This is a genomic window from Neobacillus niacini (assembly GCF_030817595.1).
GTDB classification, from domain to species: Bacteria; Bacillota; Bacilli; order Bacillales; family Cytobacillaceae; genus Neobacillus; species Neobacillus niacini_G.
On the sequence record NZ_JAUSZN010000001.1, the window covers coordinates 4,954,580 to 4,977,227 of the forward strand.

Genomic DNA, 22,648 nt, shown 5'->3' on the forward strand with positions numbered 1-22,648 from the left:
TACATTCGATGCAGAAACGCAGGTAAATGATAGGTTTTGGAAGATAGAATGGTTAATCAGGCAGATAAACAAATGAATAATGCAGGTAGAGAGGAGTTTTAGGCAGGTAAACTGAACCCGGTGCCAGGGACCATGTCACACCAACTTAGTATGGTAACTAATCGATTCCATCTTGGCTATCGCTTCTGTCTCCGCTCATTTGATTTTTTTATTTTCATTAATTTTGTGGAAGGCTGTTTCCGGATCCATTTAAGGTAACGTGATAGTTGGGGATCGTCTTTTAATTCAGGGATGGTTGTTAATCGTGCTGCGATCTCCGCATTGGTATAAAGGGCATGGATTTGTTTATGACAAGGGATACATAAGTTGGCCGTAGGTCCAAATGTACCACCCATTTCTTTGGGCAGCAGATGATGAACAGTTGTCTCAACCTCCTCTCGCTCACAAAGTTCACATTTACCCATTCGGATGCCTCCTTTAGATTCCTAACCATTGCTAGCGTACTATGATCAAATCATGCTCACCAGACCACAAGGTATTTATTTGCATTTATTCCTTTTTACATTCATTCAAACGATTGGTATATGTATATTACCAGAGCCTGGCAGCACCTAGATAATTTTTAAAAAGATTACGTTTTTATAAAAAGTCTTATGATGGATGTTCGTCCAAGCCATTTTCCATACTCTTAATAAACTAACTATATAAATAAGTTTGTTATGAAGGGAGTAAGGAAAATGCCAGGTAAGAAAAAACACCATAAGCATCATCATGGTAAAGACCAGAAAGACAAAAAGGAAAAACACGATCATAACGATAAGCATGATGGTGGCAATAAGCAAGATCAAAACGACAAGCACGATGGCGGCAATAAACAGGACAAAAACGATAAGCATGGAGGTGGCAAAAAGCACGACAATAACGACAAGCACGGTGGCGACAATAAGCAGGACAAGTGCGAAAACAAGCATGATGATTGTATGAAGCAGGATGATAAAGACAAACACGATGATTGTGGCTGTAAAAAGCAGGACAATAACAACAAGCATGATGATTGCCACAAGCAGGACAAGAATGACAAACATGATTGTGGCTGTAAAAAGCAGGACAATAACAACAAGCATGATGATTGCCACAAGCAGGACAAGAATGACAAACATGATTGTGGCTGTAAAAAGCAGGACAATAACAACAAGCATGATAATTGCCACAAGCAGGACAAGAATGACAAACATGATTGTGGCTGTAAAAAGCAGGACAATAACAACAAGCATGATGATTGCCAAAAGCAGGACAAGAATGACAAACATGATTGTGGCTGTAAAAAGCAGGACAATAACAACAAGCATGATGATTGCAACAAAAAGGACAAGAATGACAAACACCATGATTGCGGCTGTAAAAGGCAAAACAAAAACAACCACCACAATGATGGCGGCAAGTGGGACAATAACAACAGGCATGATGATTACGACAAACAGGACATGAAAAACAAACACCATGATTGTGGCTGTAAAAAGCAAAACAAAAACAACCAACACAATGATGGCCGCAAGTGGAACAATAACAACAGGCATGATGATTACGACAAAAAGGACATGAATAACAAACACCATGATTGTGGCTGTAAAAAGCAAAACAAAAACAACCAACACAATGATGGCGGCAAGTGGAACAATAACAACAGGCATGATGATTACGACAAACAGGACATGAATAACAAACACCATGATTGTGGCTGTAACAAACAAGACGATAGATGGGGTCAAATGAATGATAATGATTATAATCATTACCAAAAGCAAAACAATGATTATAATGAACGCAGACCATGCAGGAATATTGGTTGTATATTTAGATGTAGATGTTGGTAATTTTGAAAGGGAGCATGCTATTTACTTAGCAAGCTCCCTTTTGATGTATGCAGGTAACAACAGGGGTAATCTAGAGACTTGTTCTACCACTATAAAAGTGTCTATGCGGACGGACTCCTTCGATGGTGGTGACACCATTAAATTCGTGATAATGGCCACCGTTTGGAAGCGGAATGGCCGGACCTGTTACTCCCTGTATTTGGTGTCTATGTCTGTCATCAACAGAAGTAAAGGTAAAATATCGATGGGTATGCGGGACCCCAGTGGGTGCTGGCTCTGTTGTTCCAGCGTATTGATGGCTGTGTCCATCTTCAAAAGAGGTAATCCCGCTAAAGCTGTGAACATGAACAGGCCTTCCATCCCAAGATGTAATATACATTCGATGGGAATGCATCGGGTCTGAACCATCTGAAGCATACATAAAGCCAGAAACAGGGATATCCATGGAAATCACTCCTAAAAAGCTTTTTAACACAGTATTCAACCTCAACCTAATTAGTGCTATTGCCCCATAGAGAAATTCTAAGACATATTATTTCAATGCTAAAATTTCATAAAATCTTCTATAGTAAGAGACAATTATTTTACCTGAGACAAGATGAAAACCTTTATATGATAGGATTTATCCCATTTTCACACAATCGTTTAATTATCACTTCCGGCTGGGAGAATTCGTCGATAAATGTTGAAAGCTATCTTTTTTGGCGGGAATTGAAAAACTAGATTTGAAAACAACCCTCCTCCTCGACAAGAAACTATCTTGAAATGTTACTAGAGTTCGTTTTTCAAAAGGGGTTGGGATGGTTTTAATCAAACGTTTGATTGATAGGGAAGTTTGCAGAGAAGTGTCGAAGTCTGTGTGGAGATATAGTAAAATGAAAGCATCGGGTTTCTGGGAGTGAATGGATGTTGAGTCTATATAATATTTTGAATAAACAGTTGCTAAAAGAAGGTTATGAAGCATGATCGCCGATTTGCTTACTACGTTAGAAGATGAAAAGGACCAATGGATTTTTCAAGCGATTGACCGTTTTAATGAGCGGTTTCTGGTCTTTGGATATCAAAGGGATGGAACTGCTGAGGATCAGGTTACCGAGATGAAAAACAACGAGCATAGCATGTACAAGGAGAGGAGTCTTGATCTCGAACGGATGGAGATAGAGCTGAAAACGCTGGTAGAAGGCTTGGCGGCGGATGAGCGAACGATCGAGAACCTAGAGTTAACCTGTGATGTTTTGCAAAAGGAACTTGCGATTTACGAAGATGAAGAAAAGGTCTTGGATCAGATTCAGTTGGAAAAGTTCGAGTGCTTATTGGACGACAAGTTTACTTTTGATAGAAAGGATCAGGTCGTCTTTAAGGAGAGAAAAGTATCTAGGTTGTTGGAAAGCTACAACCTAGTCGAGATGGAAATGGTAGATTTTTATCAAAGGCAGCTCTCCCGTATTTGGGTGTTGATGTCACGTAGTATGCAAAACATTGATTCGACAGCAAAGGTTGATTTTAAAACGGATCCGCCGCTGATTGAGCTTTCTTTGAAGCACGGACGGGGTCTTGACCACTATTTAAAATCAGGGAATTTTGAAGAGGATTATCGGATAGTGCTTGATACGTTGGTGCGAAATAACGAAAGTGTGTACGACTATTATGTCAGCCAAGTGGAACAGTTTAAGGACAATGGGAAAGCGGAAATCTTGGGGCTCTGGGAACGTAAGAACGATCAGAAAAAATTAGCAGCAGAAACCCTGAGTGATCTTCAAGAAAAAAAGGCGCAAAGGGAAGCTCGTATTTTAGAACTGCAGGATCAGTTAGGTAGAGCGAAGTCGGAGTGGGAACAGAATAGGCTGCGCCCCAAAGTGCTGGAGGATATGTTAAAAGAAGAGTTTGTGAAACTTGTGTCAAACTGGCAGGAGAAGTTATTCGCGGAGAGTGCTTCTGATGAGGAACGGTGGGCCTATCACCAATACTGCCAAATTATCTTAAAGCAAGCGGAGAGGATCATTGGAAATGAATACGTCTAATACTGTTGATGAGAAATATACCGAGGCCATTCAATCACTGAAGAAAATCAATGACGAACTTTTTTATGATGACTTGAAAAAGCTGATGAAAGACCGTGAAGAAACGATTGCGGCCTTGAATGAGGAAGTTTATGAATCTATTGAAAACATGCGGACGTCCATGCATGGCTTCCCTACGCAGGTGAGTGAGCGGTTAAGGGAAGAGGTGATTGACCCTCAGAACGAGTTATTTGAGCGCGGGATGGAAAGGTTTAATGAGAATATTTTGGTGCTAGAAAAGAAGATTGCCTTCTGGCACCAGCAGTATCAGGAAAATCTGGAGAAGACGGAAAAGCTGTTAGCGGAAGTAAAAGGGTTCCAGCAGGAGGACCAAGCGTTTATTATTGGGGAAACAGATCGGGCACGGAAGGATATTAGGCGGCTGCAGGAAGCGTTGAGTGAGCAGTCTTCCGCATTGAATGTGAAATTTGAGGTGGTGAGTGATCGATTAGGGTTGATTTTACAAGAGATTATCGCCATTGAGGATAGGTATAAAGCGGAAATAGCGGAGTTGACACAGCAGGTGGTGCAAGTCCAAAAAGATGCTCAGGAGAAGTGGGAGGAAAAGTGGAAGCAGAGTGCTAAACGTACTGAAATGAGGGAAGGTCTGTTTAAAAAATGGCTGATTGGGCTGGCTGTTGGACAGGGTGTTTCGGTAGTAATGATGGTTTTGTATTTTATTATGAAGTAATGCGAAGACCTGCTCTTGAAATGAGGGTGGGTCTTATTTTTATTGAAGCTTATAAGGAGCCGCTGCATGGCTTTTTAAGCTAATAGTTTTAGTGTGGTATTAGGTAGGCAGGTAAACAAAGAGAATAAGCAGATAAAAAGGATAATTGGCAGATAAGAAGAAAAAATCTGCAGGTAAAGGAAACGATTTGGCAGGTAAGCAATAAAGCGCACCACGATTACTACCAAAGTAAAAGCTTGAGGACTGTCCTCAAGCTTTTACTAGTTTTATAGGGAAGGTAGCAAAATAATGGAAAAAGAAAAGCGCTTGCAAAATTAAAAATCTAGTTTTATAATACTTGTATACAAGTATCCTTGTATTACATTAAGAGGGTGAAATGATGATAGAAACACAGGAATTTCTGTATCCCGAGAAGAGTCTTTCAAAAGCTTCTGCTGGTGAACGTGTAGCTTGCGAGCTTAGAATGCGTATTATCTCAGGTGCAATTGAAAGCGGCACCATCTTATCTGAAAATAAATTGGCTGCTGATTTTGCGGTGAGCAGGTCACCCATTCGGGAAGCGTTAAAAATACTAGCATCCGAAAATATTATCCGATTGGAAAGAATGGGTGCAGTTGTCATTGGTTTAACAGAAAAGGAAATACAAGAGATTTATGATGTTCGGCTGCTTATTGAAACGTTTGTATTTGAACGTCTTATAAAAATGGAAACAAAACAACTATCAAGAGAACTTAGTAAAATACTAGAAATGATGAAGGTTGCGATAAAGTATCGTGATGCTGACGAATTTGCCCTACAGGACGTCTTATTTCATGAAACGATTATTCGCTCGATTAATCATTCGCACATGCTGATGATTTGGGATAACTTAAAGCCTGTTATGGAATGCTTAATTCTTTTATCGATGCGTATGCGGATTAAAGAAGAGTACGAAGACTTTACCAGGGTTATACGAAATCATGAGATTTATATAGAAGCGATTGAATCGAAGAATCGAGAGCTCATGCTTGAATCTTTACATTTAAACTTTGATGATGTTCAAGTTCAGGGAACAGTAGATGACCTCTGGATGTCACAACAAATGCTGGCTAAAGGAGCTGTGCAAAAACATGACTAACTATATGTTAGGCGTCGATATCGGAACAACAAGTACCAAAGCCGTATTATTTACAGAAAAAGGCGAAGTCATCCAGGTGGAGAATCATGGGTATCCACTTTATACACCGGATATGTCGACTGCTGAACAAGACCCGAATGAAATTTATCAAGCCGTATTGCAAGCGATTACGAATATAACGAAACGTCATCCTGATAAAAAGCCGGCTTTCTTATCATTTAGCAGCGCCATGCATAGTGTCATTGCAATGGATGAAAACGACCAGCCACTGACACCTTGTATCACTTGGGCGGATAATCGCAGTGAAGCTTGGGCACATAAAATAAAGGATGAGTTGAACGGACATGAAGTCTACAGACGAACTGGAACACCGATTCACCCGATGTCGCCGTTAAGCAAAATAGCATGGATGGTCCATGACCGTCCTGAAACCGCTGTAAAAGTGAAAAAGTATATCGGAATTAAAGAATTTATTTTTAAAAAGTTGTTTGATCAATATGTTGTCGATCATTCCCTCGCCTCTTGCATGGGGATGATGAATCTCCAAAACCTTGATTGGGATGAAGAAGCATTACATATTGCGGGTGTAACGCGTGATCAATTATCTGAACTCGTTCCAACAACGCAAGTTTTCCGCGAGTGTGATCCTGAAATAGCTAAACAAATTGGTATTGATCCAGAAACTCCTTTTGTGATTGGTGCCAGTGACGGAGTTCTTTCAAATCTTGGTGTCAATGCGATTGGAAAAGGCGAGATTGCTATTACCATTGGGACAAGCGGTGCGATTCGGACGATTATTGACAAGCCGCAAACAGATGAAAAGGGAAGAATTTTCTGCTATGCCTTAACGGAAAAGCATTGGGTCATTGGCGGCCCGGTGAACAATGGTGGAATGGTTCTTCGCTGGATTCGTGATGAATTTGCCTCTTCTGAAGTTGAAACAGCAAAAAGACTAGGAATTGATCCATACGAAGTATTAACCAAGATTGCCGAACGTGTAAGACCAGGTTCGGATGGATTGTTATTTCATCCATACCTCGCGGGTGAACGAGCGCCATTGTGGAATCCAGATGTACGCGGATCATTCTTCGGTCTAACTTTGTCACATAAAAAAGAACATATGATTCGAGCAGCATTAGAAGGAGTTATTTACAATCTATATACCGTTTTTCTTGCCTTAACGGAATGCATGGATGGTCCCGTAACTCGAATCCAAGCAACGGGAGGCTTCGCAAGGTCGGAGGTTTGGCGGCAAATGATGTCCGATATATTCGAATCGGAAGTTGTCGTTCCCGAAAGCTATGAAAGTTCATGCCTGGGGGCTTGTATTTTAGGACTATATGCAACAGGAAAAATTGATTCATTTGAAGTCGTGTCTGAAATGGTTGGAAGCACCTTTACACATGCACCTGAAGAAGCTGCCGCAAAAGAATACAGGCAGTTGCTGCCAATCTTTATTCACTTATCAAGAGTATTAGAAGAAGATTATACACGGATCGCTAATTATCAAAGAAAACTTACATCACACAACTAGAAAAAGTGCGGAGGAATTAAAATGCCATTAGTAATTGTAGCGTTAGGAATTATAGCCTTACTTATTTTGATCATGGGCTTAAAATTAAACACCTTTATTTCTTTAATCATCGTATCGTTTGGAGTGGCGTTAGCACTTGGAATGCCATTAGAAGAAGTGGTTAAAACTATCGAAGCCGGATTAGGCGGAACACTTGGACATATTGGTTTAATTTTTGGACTTGGAGCCATGCTCGGTAAATTAATCGCTGATTCAGGCGGTGCGCAGCGAATTGCGATGACTCTTGTGAACAAATTCGGTGAAAAAAATACTCAATGGGCAGTAGTCGTTGCCTCATTCATTATCGGTATCGCGTTATTTTTTGAAGTAGGTTTAGTATTATTGATTCCAATTGTCTTTGCGATTTCAAGAGAATTAAAAGTTTCGATCTTGTCACTTGGTATTTCCATGACAGCAGCTTTATCAGTCACACACGGTTTCTTGCCGCCTCATCCAGGACCAACTACAATTGCTGGTGAACTTGGTGCAGACATTGGTGAAGTATTACTTTATGGTTTCATTGTTGCTGTCCCTACCGTTATCTTAGCTGGGCCAGTTTTTACAAAGATTGCGAAAAAACTTGTACCTGAATCATTTACAAAAATGGGCAGCATTGCATCATTAGGTGAACTAAAAACATTTAAACTGCAAGACACACCTGGATTTGGTATCAGTGTTTTTACCGCTTTACTTCCTGTTATTTTAATGTCCATTGCGACAATTATTACCTTGCTGCAAAAAACACTGGGCTTTGAAGATAATACTGTACTAGCAGTCATTCGATTTATCGGTGAAGCAGGTACGGCGATGTTAATCTCGCTATTATTTGCTGTTTATTCAATGGGTATCGCAAGAAAGATTCCAATGAAGGATGTCATGGAGTCTTGTACACAAGCGATTCTTCACATTGGTATGATGCTCTTAATCATCGGTGGCGGCGGAGCCTTTAAGCAAGTATTAATCAACGGCGGTGTTGGTGACTATGTAGCAGAATTATTCAAAGGGACTGCTATATCACCGATTATCCTTGCATGGATGATTGCTGCCATTTTACGTATTGCATTAGGATCCGCTACTGTTGCAGCATTAACAACAGCTGGTTTAGTGATTCCAATGTTAGGACAATCTGATGTTAACCTTGCTTTAGTCGTTCTTGCAACAGGTGCGGGAAGTGTCATTCTTTCCCATGTAAATGATGCTGGTTTCTGGATGTTTAAGGAATACTTTGGTTTAAGTATGAAAGAAACATTTGCCACATGGACCTTGCTTGAGACGATTATTTCCGTAGCGGGATTAGGATTTGTTTTATTATTAAGCTTGTTTGTATAGGTACTTTCAGGCAGTAAACCTTAGGGTTTTACTGCCTATTCAACTTAGAAAAAGGAGAATGAAAATATGTTGAATACAATAGGTGTTATTGGTTTAGGAGTCATGGGCAGTAATATCGCTTTAAACATGGCCAATAAAGGGGAACGAGTGGCTGTATATAATTACACGAGAGACTTAACTGATCAACTTGTGGAGAAACTTGATGGACAGAGCATTACTCCTTACTATGAAGTTCAAGATTTCGTACAGTCTTTGGAGACTCCGAGAAAAGTTTTTGTAATGGTGACAGCTGGCAAGGCGATTGATTCAGTAATCAGCTCATTGCTGCCACATCTTGAAGAAGGCGACGTCATTATGGATGGTGGTAACTCCCATTACGAAGATACGGAACGTAGATACGATGAATTAAAGTCTAAAGGAATTGGTTATTTAGGAATTGGAATTTCTGGCGGCGAAGTCGGAGCTTTGGAAGGACCATCGATCATGCCGGGTGGGGATTCAGACGTCTATGAAAAAGCAGCACCTATTCTTACAAAAATTGCAGCCCAAGTGGACAATACGCCTTGCTGTGCTTATATGGGTCCAAAAGGTGCCGGTCATTTTGTAAAAATGGTACATAACGGGATCGAGTATGCCGATATGCAATTAATTGCAGAAGCCTATACTTTTTTAAGAGAAAGGTTACATTTATCGGTAAATGAAATAGCAGAAATTTTTGAAACCTGGAATCAAGGTGAACTGAAAAGTTATTTAATCGAGATTACGGCTGAGATTCTTCGAAAAAAGGATGAGGTAACTGGCTTACCATTGATTGATGTGATTCTTGATAAAACAGGACAAAAAGGAACGGGTAAATGGACGAGCATGCAAGCCATTGATAACGGGATTCCGGCATCGATTATTACACAGTCATTGTTTGCGCGTTATTTATCCTCTCTAAAAGAAGAACGAGTACATGCTCAAGAAATTTTAGCAGGTCCAGATTTCGAACCGCAGAATTTCGATCGTGATGTGTGGATTGAATACATTAGACAAGCATTATATGTGGGTAAAGTTTGTGCCTATGCACAAGGATTCACTCAATATAAAACGACTTCTGAACTTTATGGCTGGAATTTACCTTTAAAGGATATTGCCCTGATTTTCCGTGGTGGATGCATTATTCGTGCAGAATTTTTAAATGTAATAAGCGAAGCCTATCAAGTGCAGCCAGATCTGGCGAATTTGCTGATCGCCCCTTATTTTGCTGAAAAGGTGAAAGAGTATCAAATGGGATTGCGTAAAGTCGTCTGTGAGGGCATTACTGCTGGCATCTCGTTTCCATGCTTAAGTACGTCTCTTTCCTACTATGATGGTTACCGGACAGCTGTCTCAAACGCCAGCCTCTTACAAGCACAACGTGATTACTTCGGCGCCCACACTTACGAGCGCAGGGATATGCCTGGAGTCTTTCATACCAATTGGCAATGAAATTAATCCTACTCCTTTATTGGGGTAGGTTTTTTTGAATCCATAGCTTGTAACGTACAAAACAAAAAAAGGATCCAGCAAATGCTGAATCATGAAAAGGGGGAAATATGAAAAAGCGAGAAAGATTAATAGGAGGTCCTTCTCATACATATATCTTACCCCGTATTCATGAATAATTTATGAATAAAGGTTTACGTTATTATTAATTTCACTCGCTGAAAGAAAAGAGGCTGGCTTCGACTGAAACCGGCCTCCTTCTCTATTAAACAATCTCGTATTCCGTAACATTCCGGTCAATCACTCGTGCTCCTTTTACAGAAGCAAAATTACCATTTGTGGATGTAAAAATTCCAGACGCGATCATTTCCTCCATCGCCGCCTTTACCACAGATTCGTCAATTGGTTCCTTCGGATTGTCTACAGATAGACGTGCCGTTTTACCAAACTCGGTAACAAACTCTAGCTCCAGTGTTTTAGCCATTTTATTCACCTCCTATCATTATTTATTTTTTAATTATGCTAGTAAATCAGCATTGTCGACTCTCTCAATATTGCTGAGAGTGTCATTGGATAAACCAATAAGGGCTTGTGCTGCTTGTAAAAGTTGATCCGGTGCGGCGGATTTCTGGATATTGTTGAATGTCTTTGCTTTAAGAACCGGTTTGCCTTCATCATCCATACCCACCTGGAACACCAAACGTAACTTGGACGCTGTTACTACTGCTTGTGCCATCGTTATCACCTCCTTTCACCCTTTATATATAGAAAAATAGGCAAAAAGGACAGGATGATTGAAAATTTATATAGAATTTTAATTGGGATTGTTAATGAGTAGAGGATGCTAGAGCGTGAGGAGAGATTTTTGCAACAAGCTATATAGATAGTGAAACCTGTTACGTGCCAAATTTTCAATTTACGTGCCAAATTTCATTTATACGTGCCAAACCGATTTGCCACTACCCAAAATAGCTGAAAAGCTTGGCGAATGCCAGGCTCAAGGTCATTGTTTTTGCCTTTAAACTAGCTGGATCCGAATTTGAGGTGATGAAAACAGCTCTAGATACCAGCAAACTTACCTTTTTTTAGATTTACGTGCCAAATCCAAAGTGTTTATGTGCCAAATATTCAATTTACGTGCCGTTTTTAAAATTTACGTGCCAAATTTCATTTATACGTGCCAAACCGAATTGCCGCTACCCAAAAAAACTGAAAAGCCTGGCGAACGCCGGGCTCAAGGTCATTGTTTTTTCCTTTAAATAAGATGGAGCCAGCTTTGAGGTGATGAGAACAGCTCCTGATTCTACAATCCTCGCACTCACCTTCAGGAATTAAACCTTGCTGCTATTGGCTTTATCCGCAAATTAATCAATTGTTTGATTAGATTAAAGGGCTTTAGAATCAAGTCGAATGGTATACTTTGATAAAAAGGCGAAAGAAGTGAGAAGAGGAAATGAATTTAAAGAAAATACACCACGTAGCAGTTATTTGTTCTAATTACGATGTATCAAAAGACTTTTATGTACGGATCTTAGGTTTAACGCCTATGAGGGAAGTGTACCGCGAGGAAAGGGGCTCTTATAAACTGGACCTAAAGGTAAATGGACAATACCAAATTGAGTTGTTTTCCTTTCCAAACCCGCCAGCACGGGTCAATTATCCAGAAGCGGCTGGATTAAGACATTTGGCGTTTGAAGTGGATAATATGGAAGAGGCCGTCCACCATTTAAAAGCATTGCAGGTGGAAGTAGAGGACATACGGATAGACCCATGGACACAAAAGAAATTTACCTTCTTTGCGGATCCGGATGGGTTACCGATTGAACTTTATGAATGCTAATAGCAGATTTGGGTCGTTAATCGTCAGCAAACATTTCACCAAGATACTCTGCATGGTCGAGATACTGTAATACAAATTCATCTAAAGTCATGGGGATATTGGTGTCTTCTAGCCAATAATCATAACTAACTGCAATCGTTTTTTTGATGAGATCGTGGCAAAGCCATTTTTGGGCTAATGGATGTTGTAAACCGGAGAGGACTTCATTTACTTCCTGGATACTGGTAATCATGAACACCCCCTATAGATTGCCTACTTAGTATATGCAAAAACTTTCCATTAAGAGTTAAAATTTTCTACGAAGAGGAATTTTAATGTTATATTTTGGCTAAATGATGGATATCAGGATATAGTAATATATGTGGATTTGTGATAGCATTTAAAGCACTGTAGAAAGAGGAAGTGAGCTTGCATGATCAATATAACCGTTCCAAAGCCAGATGTTACGATTACTAAACAAGATAATCCAGAAATGAGCAACATTTATGGGTTTACTGATTTTCATCTTATCCCGCGTGATAAAGGTGGAATCTTTATGTTTTATAACAAGGATAAAGAGTTGCTGTTTGTAGGGAAAGCTAGAAAGCTGCGACCTAGAATCAAGAAGCATTTTGAGGATAGTGTCTCGCCAGTCAAGAATCACCGTGATGAAATTACCAGAATTGAAGTATGTGTCATTGAAGACCCAACACATAGAGAAATTTATGAAACGTTTATCATTAATGAATCGAAGTCGAAGTACAATATCGACAAGGTGTTTTTTAGATAACAATAAAGGCAATAGGTACCGTCATTAACTGACCATGCCTATTGTTTTTTTTTATAAAGGATGAGGATGAAATGGTAAGTACCTATATCTATACGTACTCCGGTTATGAGGATGAACGCTCCTTACGTGAGTTAGAGATGCGTTCTTTGTTTGGGACGGAATCACAAACGAATATCCTGGAAAGCACTATTAAAATTGATCCCAGTCGAAGTCCGTTCATAAAGGAGAGAATTGCGGTAATTTTTCAAGGAGAGAGTATGGAAGAACTCCTTGAAAAATCAGCAAACTTCCAAGTAACCGGAGAAACGTTTAAGGTGATTTGTGTGAAAAATGGCGAGGAACCATTTGAGAAGCGGCGAACGATTGAGCGAGAAGTAGGTCAAAGGATGAAAGGTGTAGCGGATATTCGGAATCCACAGGTTTTGTTTGCTGTCATGCACGTAAACGGTAGATGGGTTTTTGGTGACTATGTAAAAAGTGAGTCGGTTTGGTTTCACCATCAGCAGAAGCCACACAATTATTCCACGGCGCTCAGTACACGCGTTGCAAGAGCAGTGGTGAATATCGCAATTCCAAACCCAGTTGGGATAAAAGCGATTGACCCTTGTTGTGGAATCGGGACCGTCCTGATTGAAGCACTATCGATGGGAATTGATCTCGAGGGAAGCGACAATAACCCTGTTATTCTTGCTGGTACAAGAGAAAATATCGCACACTTTGGGTTTACTGGAGAAGTCACGTTTAAAGACATGCGTACGATCACCAATCATTACGATGTCGCGATTATCGATTTACCCTACAACCTATGTTCTGTGATCTCTCCACAAGAGCAGCTGGAGATGCTTCAAAGTGCTCGAAGGTTTGCGGATAAGGTTGTAATGGTAACCGTGGAACAGATCGATAAGATTCTAATTGAAGCGGGATTTGAGATTGTGGATCGGGCAGTTGCGAAAAAAGGGATCTTTATGCGTGAAGTGATTGTTTGTAAGCGATTATCTAGGTTGCGATTAAGCTAAAAACCACCTTTTCCAAGAAGGTGGTTTTGAACGAAACGTAGTCTATTAATTAAGTGAATTAATAGATTCATGGTTATCCGTAGCACCAAGGGTTAGTACCAATTTTAGAACAGTGGGCAAACGAAAAGAATAACTCCTGAACGGTAATCTTATTTGTAAAGTCCATTTAGGTGGTTATAAAATTTCTCCTGATGCCCGAAAAATTACATTCCGTGATAAAATTATGGGTTTTGATGTATAGGTTTGAGCCAATGCTTTCATTTCTTCTGTGTAGCCCATGCAGTCAAGGACGATTGCTTTAACCGGAAACTGGTCCAATTGCTTGACTGCATCTTGCAGCGCCTCTGCCTGAAAGGAGTATGGCGAGCAGACCACTGGAATGGTCATAAAGTCTGCTTGCTTCCATTTATCAAGGATTGCTTCCGCTTGCTCTGGGAGGGGAACGATGACCCCAAGCATCCCGTCGCGAAATAATCCTTTAACTACATGATTAAGTAAAAAGTCCGGATAAATTAAAGGAATCTTACTTTTAAATAAAGGGAATTTTCCCGTACAAGCGAGAATGATTAACAAAACATTTGTTTGATTCAGGTCGTCAATCAGAGATTGTAGGATGGGAAGGATTTTTTCCTTTCCCATGACCGCACTTCCGCCATTTTTTAATCGTGAAATCAAGGTAGTTTGACCTGGTTCGGGTGCAAGTTCAAGAATCTCCTGCTCCGTTCTCCCATCAAGAACACCTTTTTCAATAATGACCGTTTCTTGTGGTAAGAAGGATCTAATGGAAGGGATCATATCACTTCTCGGCGTTTGGCCAATCGTAATTACACAAACAGTCTGTTGCATAAACGGTCCTTCTCCTTTCCATAGGCTTGATTCCCATTAATAAAGGTAGCTAACAGATTGGAGCGGGATTCAAATGGGTGATGAGACCAAATGACAAAGTCAGCGTCCTTTCCTGCTTCAAGTGAACCTACTCGTTCATCTATTCCGGCGAGCTTCGCGGCTTCACTAGTAATGCTTCTCAGAGCAGCCACTTCATCCAAACCGTACTTTACGGCCTCTGTCGCACAAAGAATTAAATAGTGAATCGGAATAAACGGATGATCCGTCATGATTGCAAAAGGGATGCCAGCTTCATGGAACATTTTTGGAGCTGCTGGTGTTGAATGACGGGTTTCATACTTTGTAGATGGCAGCATGAATGGTCCCAATGTAACGCTTGCTTCACTTTCTTTAATGGCTTCAAGCATTAGATGACCTTCTGTACAATGCTCTAAACATAGCTTAATTTGAAATTCCTTGGCAATCCGAATCGCTGTGGCAATATCATCTGCACGGTGGGCATGCAAGTGAAGGGGCATTTTCCCCTCTAACACTTCTATAAAAGGTGACAGCTCGGTTTTATTTTCTATTTGTGACCGACGTTCCTCGCTGGATAATACGGCTGCTTTTAGGAATCCTTCTCGGATAATTTTTGCAACCGCCATTCTTGTGTAAGGTGTTTTCTTGTACTGTTGGCCAAATACATTTTTCGGGTTTTCACCAAGTGCACCCTTTAATCCGCTCTTTTCCGTGATAATCATCTCTTGTAAGGAGTTACCACCCGTTTTCAAGATACTCCAAATGCCGCCAATTGGATTCGCACTTCCAGTCCCTGTTTGAACGGTCGTTACCCCGCCTTTTCGTGCCTGTTGAAAAGAGAAGTGATTTATATTGATTCCATCAACTGCCCACATAAGTGGTGTAAAAGAATCAGAGTATTCACAGGCATCATTTGTTTGTTCATCAATTTCTCCCCAAATACCTACGTGAGTATGGATGTCAATCAGTCCAGGGGTAATGATGGTGCCATTGATGGGTTCGATAATAGCATCAGAGGGAATATCGGTGTTGGCACCAACTTTAACAACCTTCCCATCGTATACCCAGAGATCTGCATTGCTGATCACCGTATTTACTTCATCCATTGTATGGATGGTTGCGCCGCGATAAACCTTTAATGTTTTCACTCCCATCTGTATACTTCCTTTCCTTCGATAAATGTTCGCACGGCACGGGCTGTTAACTCCAGTGGGTGCTTATTCCATAACACCAAATCTGCAAGTAGCCCTTCTTGAATGCTTCCAGTAAGCTGATCAATTTTTAAAAGTTTAGCAGCGTCTTTTGTTAAACCATTCATAATCACTTTTTCGGGAACACCAGCTTTTAACGCCAAGCAACCTTCCATTTGTAAATGTCCAACTGAGCTTACGGGATGGTCTGTTGCGAATGTAAAGGGAACCCGTTGTTCAAAGAGCGTTTGATATAATGCTGGATCTAAATGCTTTAATTCTCCACGTTCCATTGGCTGAAAGCATGGTCCGGCTATGACCGAAATATGATCATGGTGCTGGGGTGGGAGCATGGGATATTCAGTGCCATGTACGAGGATGAACGGCAGGCTGAATTCCTCAGCAATGCGTATGGCTGTAACAATGTCATCAGCACGGTGGGAACGTATAAAGATTGGTACTTCCTGCAATTTAGCTGTATTTTGTAAAACCTGTAGTGAAGACCTAATTTTTTGAGCAATTCCCATTCTAGTAAGCGGAGATTTTGTTTTTTCCCAAAACGCCCTTTTGGGGACGTCTCCCATTGAAAAGCTATACCCAAGGTGTTGATTCAAAATCATTTCATCTACCGTTTGTCCATGGGTGTGGATAACGGCAGTTTTTGCCCCAACTACAGCTTCTGGGGATGTAACGATATGGGCTGCAGTTACTCCAGCAGCAACCGCATCTTGAAATGCTTTGTCAAAAGGGTAAATCCCGTCTACTACATCTAGATGGTAGCCGTTTTCTTCGTGTGGCTCGTACCCATCATTTCCTTCCCAGCGAATGCCGATCTCCTTTAACCCTATTTGCGAACAGGTGTCAATAAACCCTGGGGTCAGATATAATCCAGTAGCATCAATCTGATTACATTCAGGCAAGAGCTCGGTAGGGGACGAAACAGAACTAATTTTTCCTTCGTTGATTATCACTGTTTGTTTGGAGAATTGACCTGATTCCAAATTATAAACTTGCGCATTTTTAATGGCGGTAGTGGTCATTTGCATTACCTTCTTTCTAGTACTTTTTAAGACAGTCTAAAAGAAAAGTAGAGATTCTCATCTCTACTTTTCGAAAAACCATTTGAAGTTAACAGTCAGCTTATTGCTTTAACCATACGTTTGTTCCGTTTGGATTGGCAATTTGGATTGAGAAATCTGGTGAAACATTGTAGCCTTGTACCGTTTTACTAATACCTGCTGACGCTTCAACATTATCCAGCTCAATTCGTGGTACATCTTTTTGAATGATTTCAAGAGCTTGTTGGTAAAGGGCAGCACGTTCATTTTGATCAACTGTCTCGGAGACAGCTCTTTCTAGAAGCGTATCAACCTCTGGATTAGAATATCCTTTACCGTTTCCTAGTGCACCAATTTGATCAGTGTGGAACAATTGATATAAGAAGAAATAAGGATCTGGATACCACGTCCAGCCGCCAATTGACATTGGCGCATTACCTTTTGCAACCGTATCACTGTAAGTGCCCCATTCTACTACTTTCATTTCAACATCAATATTTAAGTTTTCTTTCATTTGGTTTTGGAAAATAGTCCCATATGGTACACGGGATTCAGCAAGATAAATCTCAGTCTTAAATCCATCTGGGTATCCAGCCTCAGCAAGAAGTTTTTTCGCTTCTTTCGGATTGAATTTTGGGGTAAGCTTTTCTAAGTCTTTACTGTAGCCCCATGATTTTTTCGGAAGTCCCATGAAGGAAGGTTCAGCACCGCCCCACTGATTCGCACCTTTTACAATTTCCTCAACATTTGTTGCCATATAAATGGCTTGACGAACCTTTGGATCAGCCGTTGGTCCTTTTTTGTTATTCAGATCCAAGTATGTTAATGATAAAGCTGGTTCTGAAAGCAGTTCAAGATTGTCATCCTGCTTAATAAGTTCACGGTTTTGGCCTTTGATATCAGTACCAACATCAAGGTCACCAGAGCGTAATGCGTTTGTCATCATGTTTGGATCTGTAATGATTTTAAATGTTACACCATCTAAATGAGGCTTTTCTCCCCAATATTTTTCATGGCGTGAAAGCTTAACTTCAGAATCCTTTTGCCAATCAGTAATTTGGAAAGGACCGGTACCAACTAGATGGCTGCCGAACTGGTCGCCCCAGCCTTCAACCTCTTCTTTAGGTACGATAACATTTCCAGCATCAGTCAACATAGCTAATAATGCTGCATTTGGTTTCTCTACATATACAGCTACTTCAAATTCTCCAGTAACTTCTACTTTCTCCACACCGCGAAGACGGTTCATAGCAGATTCTTTCGCTGAGCGTTCAAGACTGTACTTAACATCTTCTGCCGTCATTTGTCTACCATCTTGATATTCACCAGGTTGGAAATAAACATCATCACGTAACGTAAAGGTATAAACCTTCATGTCATCCGATACTTTCCATTCTTTTGCTAGTGAAGGTGTAAAATCACTTAAATCTTTGTTATAGACAAGAAGTGTATCTGCGACAGATCGCATTACCTGAGATTCATAGACTCCTGTATATTTAATAGGGTCTAATGTTTTAGGATTTGCGGAAAGTCCGACTCTTAAGACACCTCCATCTTGTGGTTCACTTGATGCTGAAGCGTCCTCCTTGTTCTTTTCACTAGGTGAAGAACTTGAATTACTTCCTGATGAACAAGCGCTTAGGATTAAAGCGACAATAAGTAATAAAACCCAACCTCGTAACCATTTACCTTTCATATAAACCCTCCTTCTGATTCACATTGTGAATCGGCAATTCAAATATTGAACTTAGAAATAAATTATCACATTCAAAAGGAGTAGTAAATAAGTTTTTTAAATTTTTTAAAAACAATATTTCTTTTGACTATTCTATATTTACAACTAATTATCTCGGTGATAAACTATTGATTATTCACATAATGAATCAGTGTTTCAAATTGTGATTTAAAAGGAGGTACGTATGGGGAAATATATTATTAGAAGGCTTGTTGATCTATTGCCTACTATATTCGTTGTGGCTGTAATTGTTTTTATCATTACCCGGATGATTCCCGGTGATCCTGCAAGTGTCATGCTGGGACCGCAAGCAAGTGTGGAAGATGTAAATGAATTAAGGGAAAAGCTTGGCTTAAATGCTCCTTTATATGTCCAATTCTTTCAGTATATGGGCGACCTTCTAACTTTTAATTTTGGTGTATCCCTTACTTATAATGAACCAATTGTAAACTTAATTTTGGATCGTTTTCCTAATACACTAATTTTAGCGGCTAGTGCCTTACTAATTGCTTTTGTTATTGGTGTTCCAGCCGGAATTATTTCTGCCTGGAAACAGAACTCTCCGTTAGACTATTCGGTTATGCTGATTTCTTTAATAGGTGTATCAATGCCAATTTTTTGGCTTGGTGTCATGCTCGTTCTTTACTTTAGTGTAAATCTTGGTTGGTTTCCTGCCACTGGGATGGGGACGATGGAGGAGGGCTTGATTCCCTATTTAAAGCACCTGGTTTTACCGAGTATTACTCTTGCTACCATTCCGATGGCAACCTTTGCTCGGATTACACGTTCAAGCATGCTGGAGGTTATTTCGCAGGATTATATAAAAACAGCGCGTTCTAAAGGATTGAGTGAGTTTTGGGTTATCTGCAAGCATGCTTTTAAAAATGCCCTTACTCCATTATTAACGGTTCTCGGTATGCAAATTTCAATGATGCTCGGGGGAGCTGTCTTAACAGAAACGATTTTCAGTTGGCCGGGCATGGGACGGTTAATTGTTGATGCGATTGATAAAAGAGATTTCGTTGTTGTTCAAGGAACTGTCCTGTTTATCGCTGTGATTTTCGTGCTTGTTAATTTATTTGTTGATGTCATGTACAAAGTAGTGAATCCAAGAGTGAATTATGCCACGAAAAAAGGAGGAGGGGAGTAATGGCTTCGGTACAGAAATCCATTTCGGCAATGAATTTGAAAGAGAACAAATTATATAAAGAACCAGGCGTATTTAAGAAGTTGATTCGAAATCGTCTGGCAGCTATTGGACTGCTAATCATGGTTGTTATGACCCTTATAGCTATATTTGCACCGTGGATTGCACCCTTTGCTCCCAATAAGATGGACGTGGCAAATACTTTAGCGGTGCCTGGCACCAACGGTCATTTGTTAGGAACAGATAATTATGGAAGAGATTTGTTTAGTCGGCTTGTTTATGGGGCGCGAATTTCCTTGATTGTTGGAATTTCAGCGGTACTTTTTGGAGCTGTTTTTGGAACATTGCTAGGCTTGGTTTCAGGATATTTTGGTGGTCGACTTGATGCGATTATCATGAGAACGATGGATGGTTTATTCGCCTTTCCTTTTATCTTGCTTGCGATTACCTTAATGACTGTTTTAGGGCAAGGGCTTGTCAATGTCATCATTGCCATTGGTGTTGCCAATATTCCCGGATTTGCAAGAATCGTCCGCGGACAAGTTCTTAGTGTAAAGGAAGAAGAATTCATTGAGGTAACGAAATCTCTAGGTGCAACGAATGGCAGAATTATTTTTCAGCATATTCTCCCTAACTGTTTAGCACCATTAATTGTTTATGGAACGATGAGTATTGCTGGTGCGATTATTTCTGAAGCGGCATTGAGCTTCTTAGGACTTGGAGTGCAGCCGCCGACCGCGTCATGGGGGAGTATTTTAAAGGATGGAAAAGACTTTTTAGTGTTAAGTCCACATATGGCTACTCTTTCAGGACTAGCAATTTTACTTACCGTTCTTGGTATTAATTTATTCGGGGATGGATTACGGGACGCATTGGATCCAAAAATGAAAGTTTAATTGTTTACAAGGGGGTGACTAGCTTGTCAGATTTTTTATTAAAGGTTGAAGACCTTGAAGTGGAGTTTCGCTCTTCGTCTTCCGTTGTAAAAGCAGTTAATGGTGTTAGTTTTACACTAAAAAAGAAAGAGACATTGGGGATTGTTGGTGAGTCTGGTTCTGGAAAAAGTGTTACCGCAACCGCCTTACTCCGACTTATTCCAAGTCCGCCAGGAAAGATCGCGGGTGGAAAGATTTTATTTGAGGAGAGAGATCTTCTTACGTTATCGGAAAAAGAAATGCGTTCGGTACGTGGTAATGAAATGTCTATGATTTTCCAAGATCCGATGACAAGCTTAAATCCTGTTTTTACTGTTGGGGATCAAATTATGGAATCCATTCGTACACATCGAAAGGTGACGAAGAAAGAAGCGAAACAGGCAGCCATCGATATGCTTAAGCTAGTTGGAATTCCAGAAGCTGAAAAGCGAATCCGCATGTATCCCCATGAATTTTCAGGGGGGATGAGGCAGCGTGTCATGATTGCCATTGCCCTGGCCTGTAATCCCAAGCTGCTTATTGCCGATGAGCCAACAACTGCACTTGATGTAACTGTACAAGCACAAATTCTTGATTTGATGAGAAATCTGCAGGATACGATTAACACTTCTATTATTATGATTACTCATGATTTAGGAGTCGTTTGGGAAATGTGTGATAAGGTCATCGTGATGTATGCAGGGAATACGGTTGAATCTGGCAGTGTAAAAACGATTTTTGATAATCCACTTCATCCCTATACTTGGGGATTATTAGATTCGCAGATTAATAGTGATGTAGAGAATGAAGAGCGGTTATCGGCCATTCCAGGGACCCCGCCAGATTTACGTCAGGAAATACAAGGCTGTCACTTTGCTGCTCGTTGTCCTTATGTAAAGGATATTTGCCACTCCACAAAGCCATCGCTTATTGAGGTAGGGGAAGGACATTTTGCTTCCTGCCATTTTCAAACAAACGAGACTAGGCTGGAGAGAAAGGAGAAGGCGTATCATGAATGAAGCAATCATTAAGGTTGAAAATTTAAAAAAGCATTTTCCTATTCAAGATGCGCTTCCTTTCAAAAAATCGAAACAAAATGTAAAAGCCGTTGACGGTGTTAGTTTTGAGGTTTTTCGCGGTGAAACGCTTGGAATCGTAGGTGAATCGGGCTGCGGTAAGTCCACCATGGCTCGTTTAATCAATCAGTTAATCCGTCCAACGGAAGGTCTGGTTGAATTTAAAGGACAGGATTTAGCTTCTCTTGGTGAAAAAGAGGTTCGTGCTTCTCGAAAATCAATACAAATGGTGTTCCAGAACCCTTATGCATCATTGGACCCGCGAAAAAGGATTAAACAGTTAATCGCAGAGCCTCTAGAAATCCATCGTGTCGGCAACAAAAACTCACAACTAGAACGGGTCTATGAATTATTAGAAGTCGTCGGATTAAGTAGTTACCACGCGGACCGTTATCCTCATGAATTCTCTGGGGGGCAACGGCAGCGTATTAATATTGCTCGTGCGCTAGCGCTAAATCCAGATGTTATTATTTGTGACGAGCCAGTTTCCGCTTTGGACGTATCCGTTCAGGCGCAGGTGATAAATTTATTAAAGGATTTACAGAAGAAATTTGATTTAACTTATATTTTTATCTCTCACGACTTAAACGTTGTCAGGTATATGTGTGACAGAATTGCCGTTATGTATCTTGGTAAAATTGTTGAAATCGGGAAGTATGATGAAATATACGAAAATCCGCAGCACCCATATACAAAAGCATTGCTGTCAGCAATTCCAAAAGAAAGTCCTTATGAGAAGAAAGAACGCATTCTTTTAAAAGGCGATGTACCAAGTCCTGTTAATCCACCATCAGGCTGTCATTTCCACCAAAGATGTGCCTATGCAATGGATATTTGCAAAAGTGTTTATCCAGAGCTTAAACAGACTGGAAGCAATCAGCGAGTTGCCTGTCATCTACAAGATAACTTATAAATGGAGGAATTTTAA

At 40.4% G+C, this 22,648-nt stretch carries 23 protein-coding genes; 13 read left to right on the forward strand and 10 right to left on the reverse strand.

Annotated elements, in window-relative coordinates; genetic code table 11:
* Nucleotides 1-176: 176 nt before the first annotated feature.
* The 3 genes from QFZ31_RS23475 to QFZ31_RS23485 all read right to left on the reverse strand — a co-directional run bounded on the left by QFZ31_RS23475 (nucleotide 177) and on the right by QFZ31_RS23485 (nucleotide 2,319).
* Complete coding sequence (locus tag QFZ31_RS23475; protein WP_307307554.1) at nucleotides 177-464, reverse strand: HNH endonuclease; 288 nt, start codon at nucleotides 462-464, stop codon at nucleotides 177-179.
* Between the two features lie 147 nt (nucleotides 465-611).
* The gene (locus QFZ31_RS23480; RefSeq protein WP_307307557.1) at nucleotides 612-1,793 is read right to left on the reverse strand and encodes a hypothetical protein; all 1,182 of its coding nucleotides are present in this window, start codon (nucleotides 1,791-1,793) and stop codon (nucleotides 612-614) included.
* 151 nt (nucleotides 1,794-1,944) lie between these two features.
* Nucleotides 1,945-2,319: a YmaF family protein gene (locus QFZ31_RS23485; RefSeq protein WP_307307559.1), complete on the reverse strand. Its 375-nt coding sequence runs from the start codon at nucleotides 2,317-2,319 to the stop codon at nucleotides 1,945-1,947.
* Nucleotides 2,320-2,836: 517 nt separating this feature from the next.
* Here QFZ31_RS23485 and QFZ31_RS23490 point away from each other — a divergent pair.
* The 6 genes from QFZ31_RS23490 to gnd all read left to right on the forward strand — a co-directional run bounded on the left by QFZ31_RS23490 (nucleotide 2,837) and on the right by gnd (nucleotide 10,114).
* Nucleotides 2,837-3,895 carry a hypothetical protein gene (locus tag QFZ31_RS23490; RefSeq protein ID WP_307307562.1) on the forward strand — a complete coding sequence of 353 codons (1,059 nt, stop codon included), beginning with the start codon at nucleotides 2,837-2,839 and terminating at the stop codon, nucleotides 3,893-3,895.
* Nucleotides 3,882-4,625 carry a hypothetical protein gene (locus QFZ31_RS23495; protein ID WP_307307565.1) on the forward strand — a complete coding sequence of 248 codons (744 nt, stop codon included), beginning with the start codon at nucleotides 3,882-3,884 and terminating at the stop codon, nucleotides 4,623-4,625. Before QFZ31_RS23490 ends, QFZ31_RS23495 begins: the two co-directional genes overlap by 14 nt.
* A gap of 379 nt (nucleotides 4,626-5,004) precedes the next feature.
* Nucleotides 5,005-5,742 carry a GntR family transcriptional regulator gene (locus tag QFZ31_RS23500; protein ID WP_307311764.1) on the forward strand — a complete coding sequence of 246 codons (738 nt, stop codon included), beginning with the start codon at nucleotides 5,005-5,007 and terminating at the stop codon, nucleotides 5,740-5,742.
* The gene (gene gntK / locus QFZ31_RS23505; protein WP_307307568.1) at nucleotides 5,735-7,276 is read left to right on the forward strand and encodes a gluconokinase; all 1,542 of its coding nucleotides are present in this window, start codon (nucleotides 5,735-5,737) and stop codon (nucleotides 7,274-7,276) included. Before QFZ31_RS23500 ends, gntK begins: the two co-directional genes overlap by 8 nt.
* A 21-nt stretch (nucleotides 7,277-7,297) precedes the next feature.
* A complete protein-coding gene (locus QFZ31_RS23510) occupies nucleotides 7,298-8,644 on the forward strand; it encodes a GntP family permease (RefSeq protein WP_307307570.1) in 1,347 nt (448 codons plus the stop codon).
* A 66-nt stretch (nucleotides 8,645-8,710) separates the two neighbouring features.
* Nucleotides 8,711-10,114, forward strand: a complete 1,404-nt coding sequence (gene gnd, locus QFZ31_RS23515; protein WP_307307572.1) for a decarboxylating NADP(+)-dependent phosphogluconate dehydrogenase — start codon at nucleotides 8,711-8,713, stop codon at nucleotides 10,112-10,114.
* A 262-nt stretch (nucleotides 10,115-10,376) separates the two neighbouring features.
* On the opposite strand, the gene QFZ31_RS23520 is transcribed toward gnd, so the two are convergent.
* Both QFZ31_RS23520 and QFZ31_RS23525 read right to left on the reverse strand, forming a co-directional pair.
* Nucleotides 10,377-10,595, reverse strand: a complete 219-nt coding sequence (locus QFZ31_RS23520; protein WP_306077158.1) for a DUF2922 domain-containing protein — start codon at nucleotides 10,593-10,595, stop codon at nucleotides 10,377-10,379.
* Between the two features lie 33 nt (nucleotides 10,596-10,628).
* Nucleotides 10,629-10,847, reverse strand: a complete 219-nt coding sequence (locus tag QFZ31_RS23525) for a DUF1659 domain-containing protein (protein WP_307307576.1) — start codon at nucleotides 10,845-10,847, stop codon at nucleotides 10,629-10,631.
* Nucleotides 10,848-11,564: 717 nt separating this feature from the next.
* Between QFZ31_RS23525 and QFZ31_RS23530 the strand changes: the two genes are divergently transcribed.
* Nucleotides 11,565-11,951 (forward strand): VOC family protein, encoded by a 387-nt coding sequence (locus QFZ31_RS23530; RefSeq protein ID WP_307307578.1) that lies wholly within the window; start codon nucleotides 11,565-11,567, stop codon nucleotides 11,949-11,951.
* Nucleotides 11,952-11,967: 16 nt separating this feature from the next.
* Here the strand turns inward: QFZ31_RS23530 and QFZ31_RS23535 are convergent, their stop codons facing one another.
* Entirely contained in the window at nucleotides 11,968-12,183 is a 216-nt protein-coding gene (locus QFZ31_RS23535; protein WP_307307580.1) for a hypothetical protein, read from the reverse strand.
* A gap of 180 nt (nucleotides 12,184-12,363) precedes the next feature.
* On the opposite strand from QFZ31_RS23535, the gene QFZ31_RS23540 reads away from it, so the two are divergent.
* Nucleotides 12,364-12,720, forward strand: a complete 357-nt coding sequence (locus tag QFZ31_RS23540; protein WP_179602807.1) for a nucleotide excision repair endonuclease — start codon at nucleotides 12,364-12,366, stop codon at nucleotides 12,718-12,720.
* 71 nt (nucleotides 12,721-12,791) lie between these two features.
* On the forward strand, nucleotides 12,792-13,736 hold the full coding sequence (locus QFZ31_RS23545) for a TRM11 family SAM-dependent methyltransferase (protein ID WP_307307586.1): 945 nt from the start codon (nucleotides 12,792-12,794) through the stop codon (nucleotides 13,734-13,736).
* A gap of 174 nt (nucleotides 13,737-13,910) precedes the next feature.
* On the opposite strand, the gene QFZ31_RS23550 is transcribed toward QFZ31_RS23545, so the two are convergent.
* The 4 genes from QFZ31_RS23550 to QFZ31_RS23565 all read right to left on the reverse strand — a co-directional run bounded on the left by QFZ31_RS23550 (nucleotide 13,911) and on the right by QFZ31_RS23565 (nucleotide 18,544).
* Complete coding sequence (locus tag QFZ31_RS23550; protein WP_307307587.1) at nucleotides 13,911-14,582, reverse strand: AroM family protein; 672 nt, start codon at nucleotides 14,580-14,582, stop codon at nucleotides 13,911-13,913.
* The gene (locus QFZ31_RS23555) at nucleotides 14,561-15,754 is read right to left on the reverse strand and encodes an amidohydrolase (RefSeq protein ID WP_307307588.1); all 1,194 of its coding nucleotides are present in this window, start codon (nucleotides 15,752-15,754) and stop codon (nucleotides 14,561-14,563) included. Before QFZ31_RS23555 ends, QFZ31_RS23550 begins: the two co-directional genes overlap by 22 nt.
* The gene (locus QFZ31_RS23560; protein ID WP_307307591.1) at nucleotides 15,745-16,830 is read right to left on the reverse strand and encodes an amidohydrolase family protein; all 1,086 of its coding nucleotides are present in this window, start codon (nucleotides 16,828-16,830) and stop codon (nucleotides 15,745-15,747) included. The genes QFZ31_RS23555 and QFZ31_RS23560 overlap by 10 nt, the downstream gene beginning before the upstream one ends.
* 100 nt (nucleotides 16,831-16,930) lie before the next feature.
* A complete protein-coding gene (locus tag QFZ31_RS23565) occupies nucleotides 16,931-18,544 on the reverse strand; it encodes an ABC transporter substrate-binding protein (protein ID WP_307307594.1) in 1,614 nt (537 codons plus the stop codon).
* A 223-nt stretch (nucleotides 18,545-18,767) separates the two neighbouring features.
* Here QFZ31_RS23565 and QFZ31_RS23570 point away from each other — a divergent pair, with 223 nt between their 5' ends.
* From QFZ31_RS23570 to QFZ31_RS23585, 4 genes are read left to right on the forward strand one after another with little or no spacing between them, the layout of a single operon-like run.
* Nucleotides 18,768-19,733 (forward strand): ABC transporter permease, encoded by a 966-nt coding sequence (locus QFZ31_RS23570; protein ID WP_307307597.1) that lies wholly within the window; start codon nucleotides 18,768-18,770, stop codon nucleotides 19,731-19,733.
* Nucleotides 19,734-19,762: 29 nt separating this feature from the next.
* Entirely contained in the window at nucleotides 19,763-20,626 is an 864-nt protein-coding gene (locus QFZ31_RS23575; protein ID WP_307311766.1) for an ABC transporter permease, read from the forward strand.
* 23 nt (nucleotides 20,627-20,649) lie between these two features.
* A complete protein-coding gene (locus tag QFZ31_RS23580; protein ID WP_307307600.1) occupies nucleotides 20,650-21,663 on the forward strand; it encodes an ABC transporter ATP-binding protein in 1,014 nt (337 codons plus the stop codon).
* A complete protein-coding gene (locus tag QFZ31_RS23585; protein ID WP_307307602.1) occupies nucleotides 21,656-22,633 on the forward strand; it encodes an ABC transporter ATP-binding protein in 978 nt (325 codons plus the stop codon). Before QFZ31_RS23580 ends, QFZ31_RS23585 begins: the two co-directional genes overlap by 8 nt.
* Nucleotides 22,634-22,648: the final 15 nt, after the last annotated feature.

Bases quoted from the DNA above. Each gene is read 5' to 3' on its own strand.
- QFZ31_RS23535 (WP_307307580.1), bottom strand. From the start codon at position 12,183: ATGATTACCAGTATCCAGGAAGTAAATGAAGTCCTCTCCGGTTTACAA.
- QFZ31_RS23510 (WP_307307570.1), top strand. From the start codon at position 7,298: ATGCCATTAGTAATTGTAGCGTTAGGAATTATAGCCTTACTTATTTTG.
- QFZ31_RS23570 (WP_307307597.1), top strand. From the start codon at position 18,768: ATGGGGAAATATATTATTAGAAGGCTTGTTGATCTATTGCCTACTATA.
- QFZ31_RS23555 (WP_307307588.1), bottom strand. From the start codon at position 15,754: ATGGGAGTGAAAACATTAAAGGTTTATCGCGGCGCAACCATCCATACA.
- QFZ31_RS23545 (WP_307307586.1), top strand. From the start codon at position 12,792: ATGGTAAGTACCTATATCTATACGTACTCCGGTTATGAGGATGAACGC.
- QFZ31_RS23520 (WP_306077158.1), bottom strand. From the start codon at position 10,595: ATGGCTAAAACACTGGAGCTAGAGTTTGTTACCGAGTTTGGTAAAACG.
- QFZ31_RS23525 (WP_307307576.1), bottom strand. From the start codon at position 10,847: ATGGCACAAGCAGTAGTAACAGCGTCCAAGTTACGTTTGGTGTTCCAG.
- QFZ31_RS23575 (WP_307311766.1), top strand. From the start codon at position 19,763: ATGAATTTGAAAGAGAACAAATTATATAAAGAACCAGGCGTATTTAAG.
- QFZ31_RS23585 (WP_307307602.1), top strand. From the start codon at position 21,656: ATGAATGAAGCAATCATTAAGGTTGAAAATTTAAAAAAGCATTTTCCT.
- QFZ31_RS23530 (WP_307307578.1), top strand. From the start codon at position 11,565: ATGAATTTAAAGAAAATACACCACGTAGCAGTTATTTGTTCTAATTAC.
- gnd (WP_307307572.1), top strand. From the start codon at position 8,711: ATGTTGAATACAATAGGTGTTATTGGTTTAGGAGTCATGGGCAGTAAT.
- QFZ31_RS23540 (WP_179602807.1), top strand. From the start codon at position 12,364: ATGATCAATATAACCGTTCCAAAGCCAGATGTTACGATTACTAAACAA.
- QFZ31_RS23485 (WP_307307559.1), bottom strand. From the start codon at position 2,319: ATGGATATCCCTGTTTCTGGCTTTATGTATGCTTCAGATGGTTCAGAC.
- QFZ31_RS23495 (WP_307307565.1), top strand. From the start codon at position 3,882: ATGAATACGTCTAATACTGTTGATGAGAAATATACCGAGGCCATTCAA.
- QFZ31_RS23565 (WP_307307594.1), bottom strand. From the start codon at position 18,544: ATGAAAGGTAAATGGTTACGAGGTTGGGTTTTATTACTTATTGTCGCT.
- QFZ31_RS23475 (WP_307307554.1), bottom strand. From the start codon at position 464: ATGGGTAAATGTGAACTTTGTGAGCGAGAGGAGGTTGAGACAACTGTT.
- gntK (WP_307307568.1), top strand. From the start codon at position 5,735: ATGACTAACTATATGTTAGGCGTCGATATCGGAACAACAAGTACCAAA.
- QFZ31_RS23490 (WP_307307562.1), top strand. From the start codon at position 2,837: ATGATCGCCGATTTGCTTACTACGTTAGAAGATGAAAAGGACCAATGG.
- QFZ31_RS23560 (WP_307307591.1), bottom strand. From the start codon at position 16,830: ATGACCACTACCGCCATTAAAAATGCGCAAGTTTATAATTTGGAATCA.
- QFZ31_RS23480 (WP_307307557.1), bottom strand. From the start codon at position 1,793: ATGATTATAATCATTATCATTCATTTGACCCCATCTATCGTCTTGTTT.
- QFZ31_RS23550 (WP_307307587.1), bottom strand. From the start codon at position 14,582: ATGCAACAGACTGTTTGTGTAATTACGATTGGCCAAACGCCGAGAAGT.
- QFZ31_RS23500 (WP_307311764.1), top strand. From the start codon at position 5,005: ATGATAGAAACACAGGAATTTCTGTATCCCGAGAAGAGTCTTTCAAAA.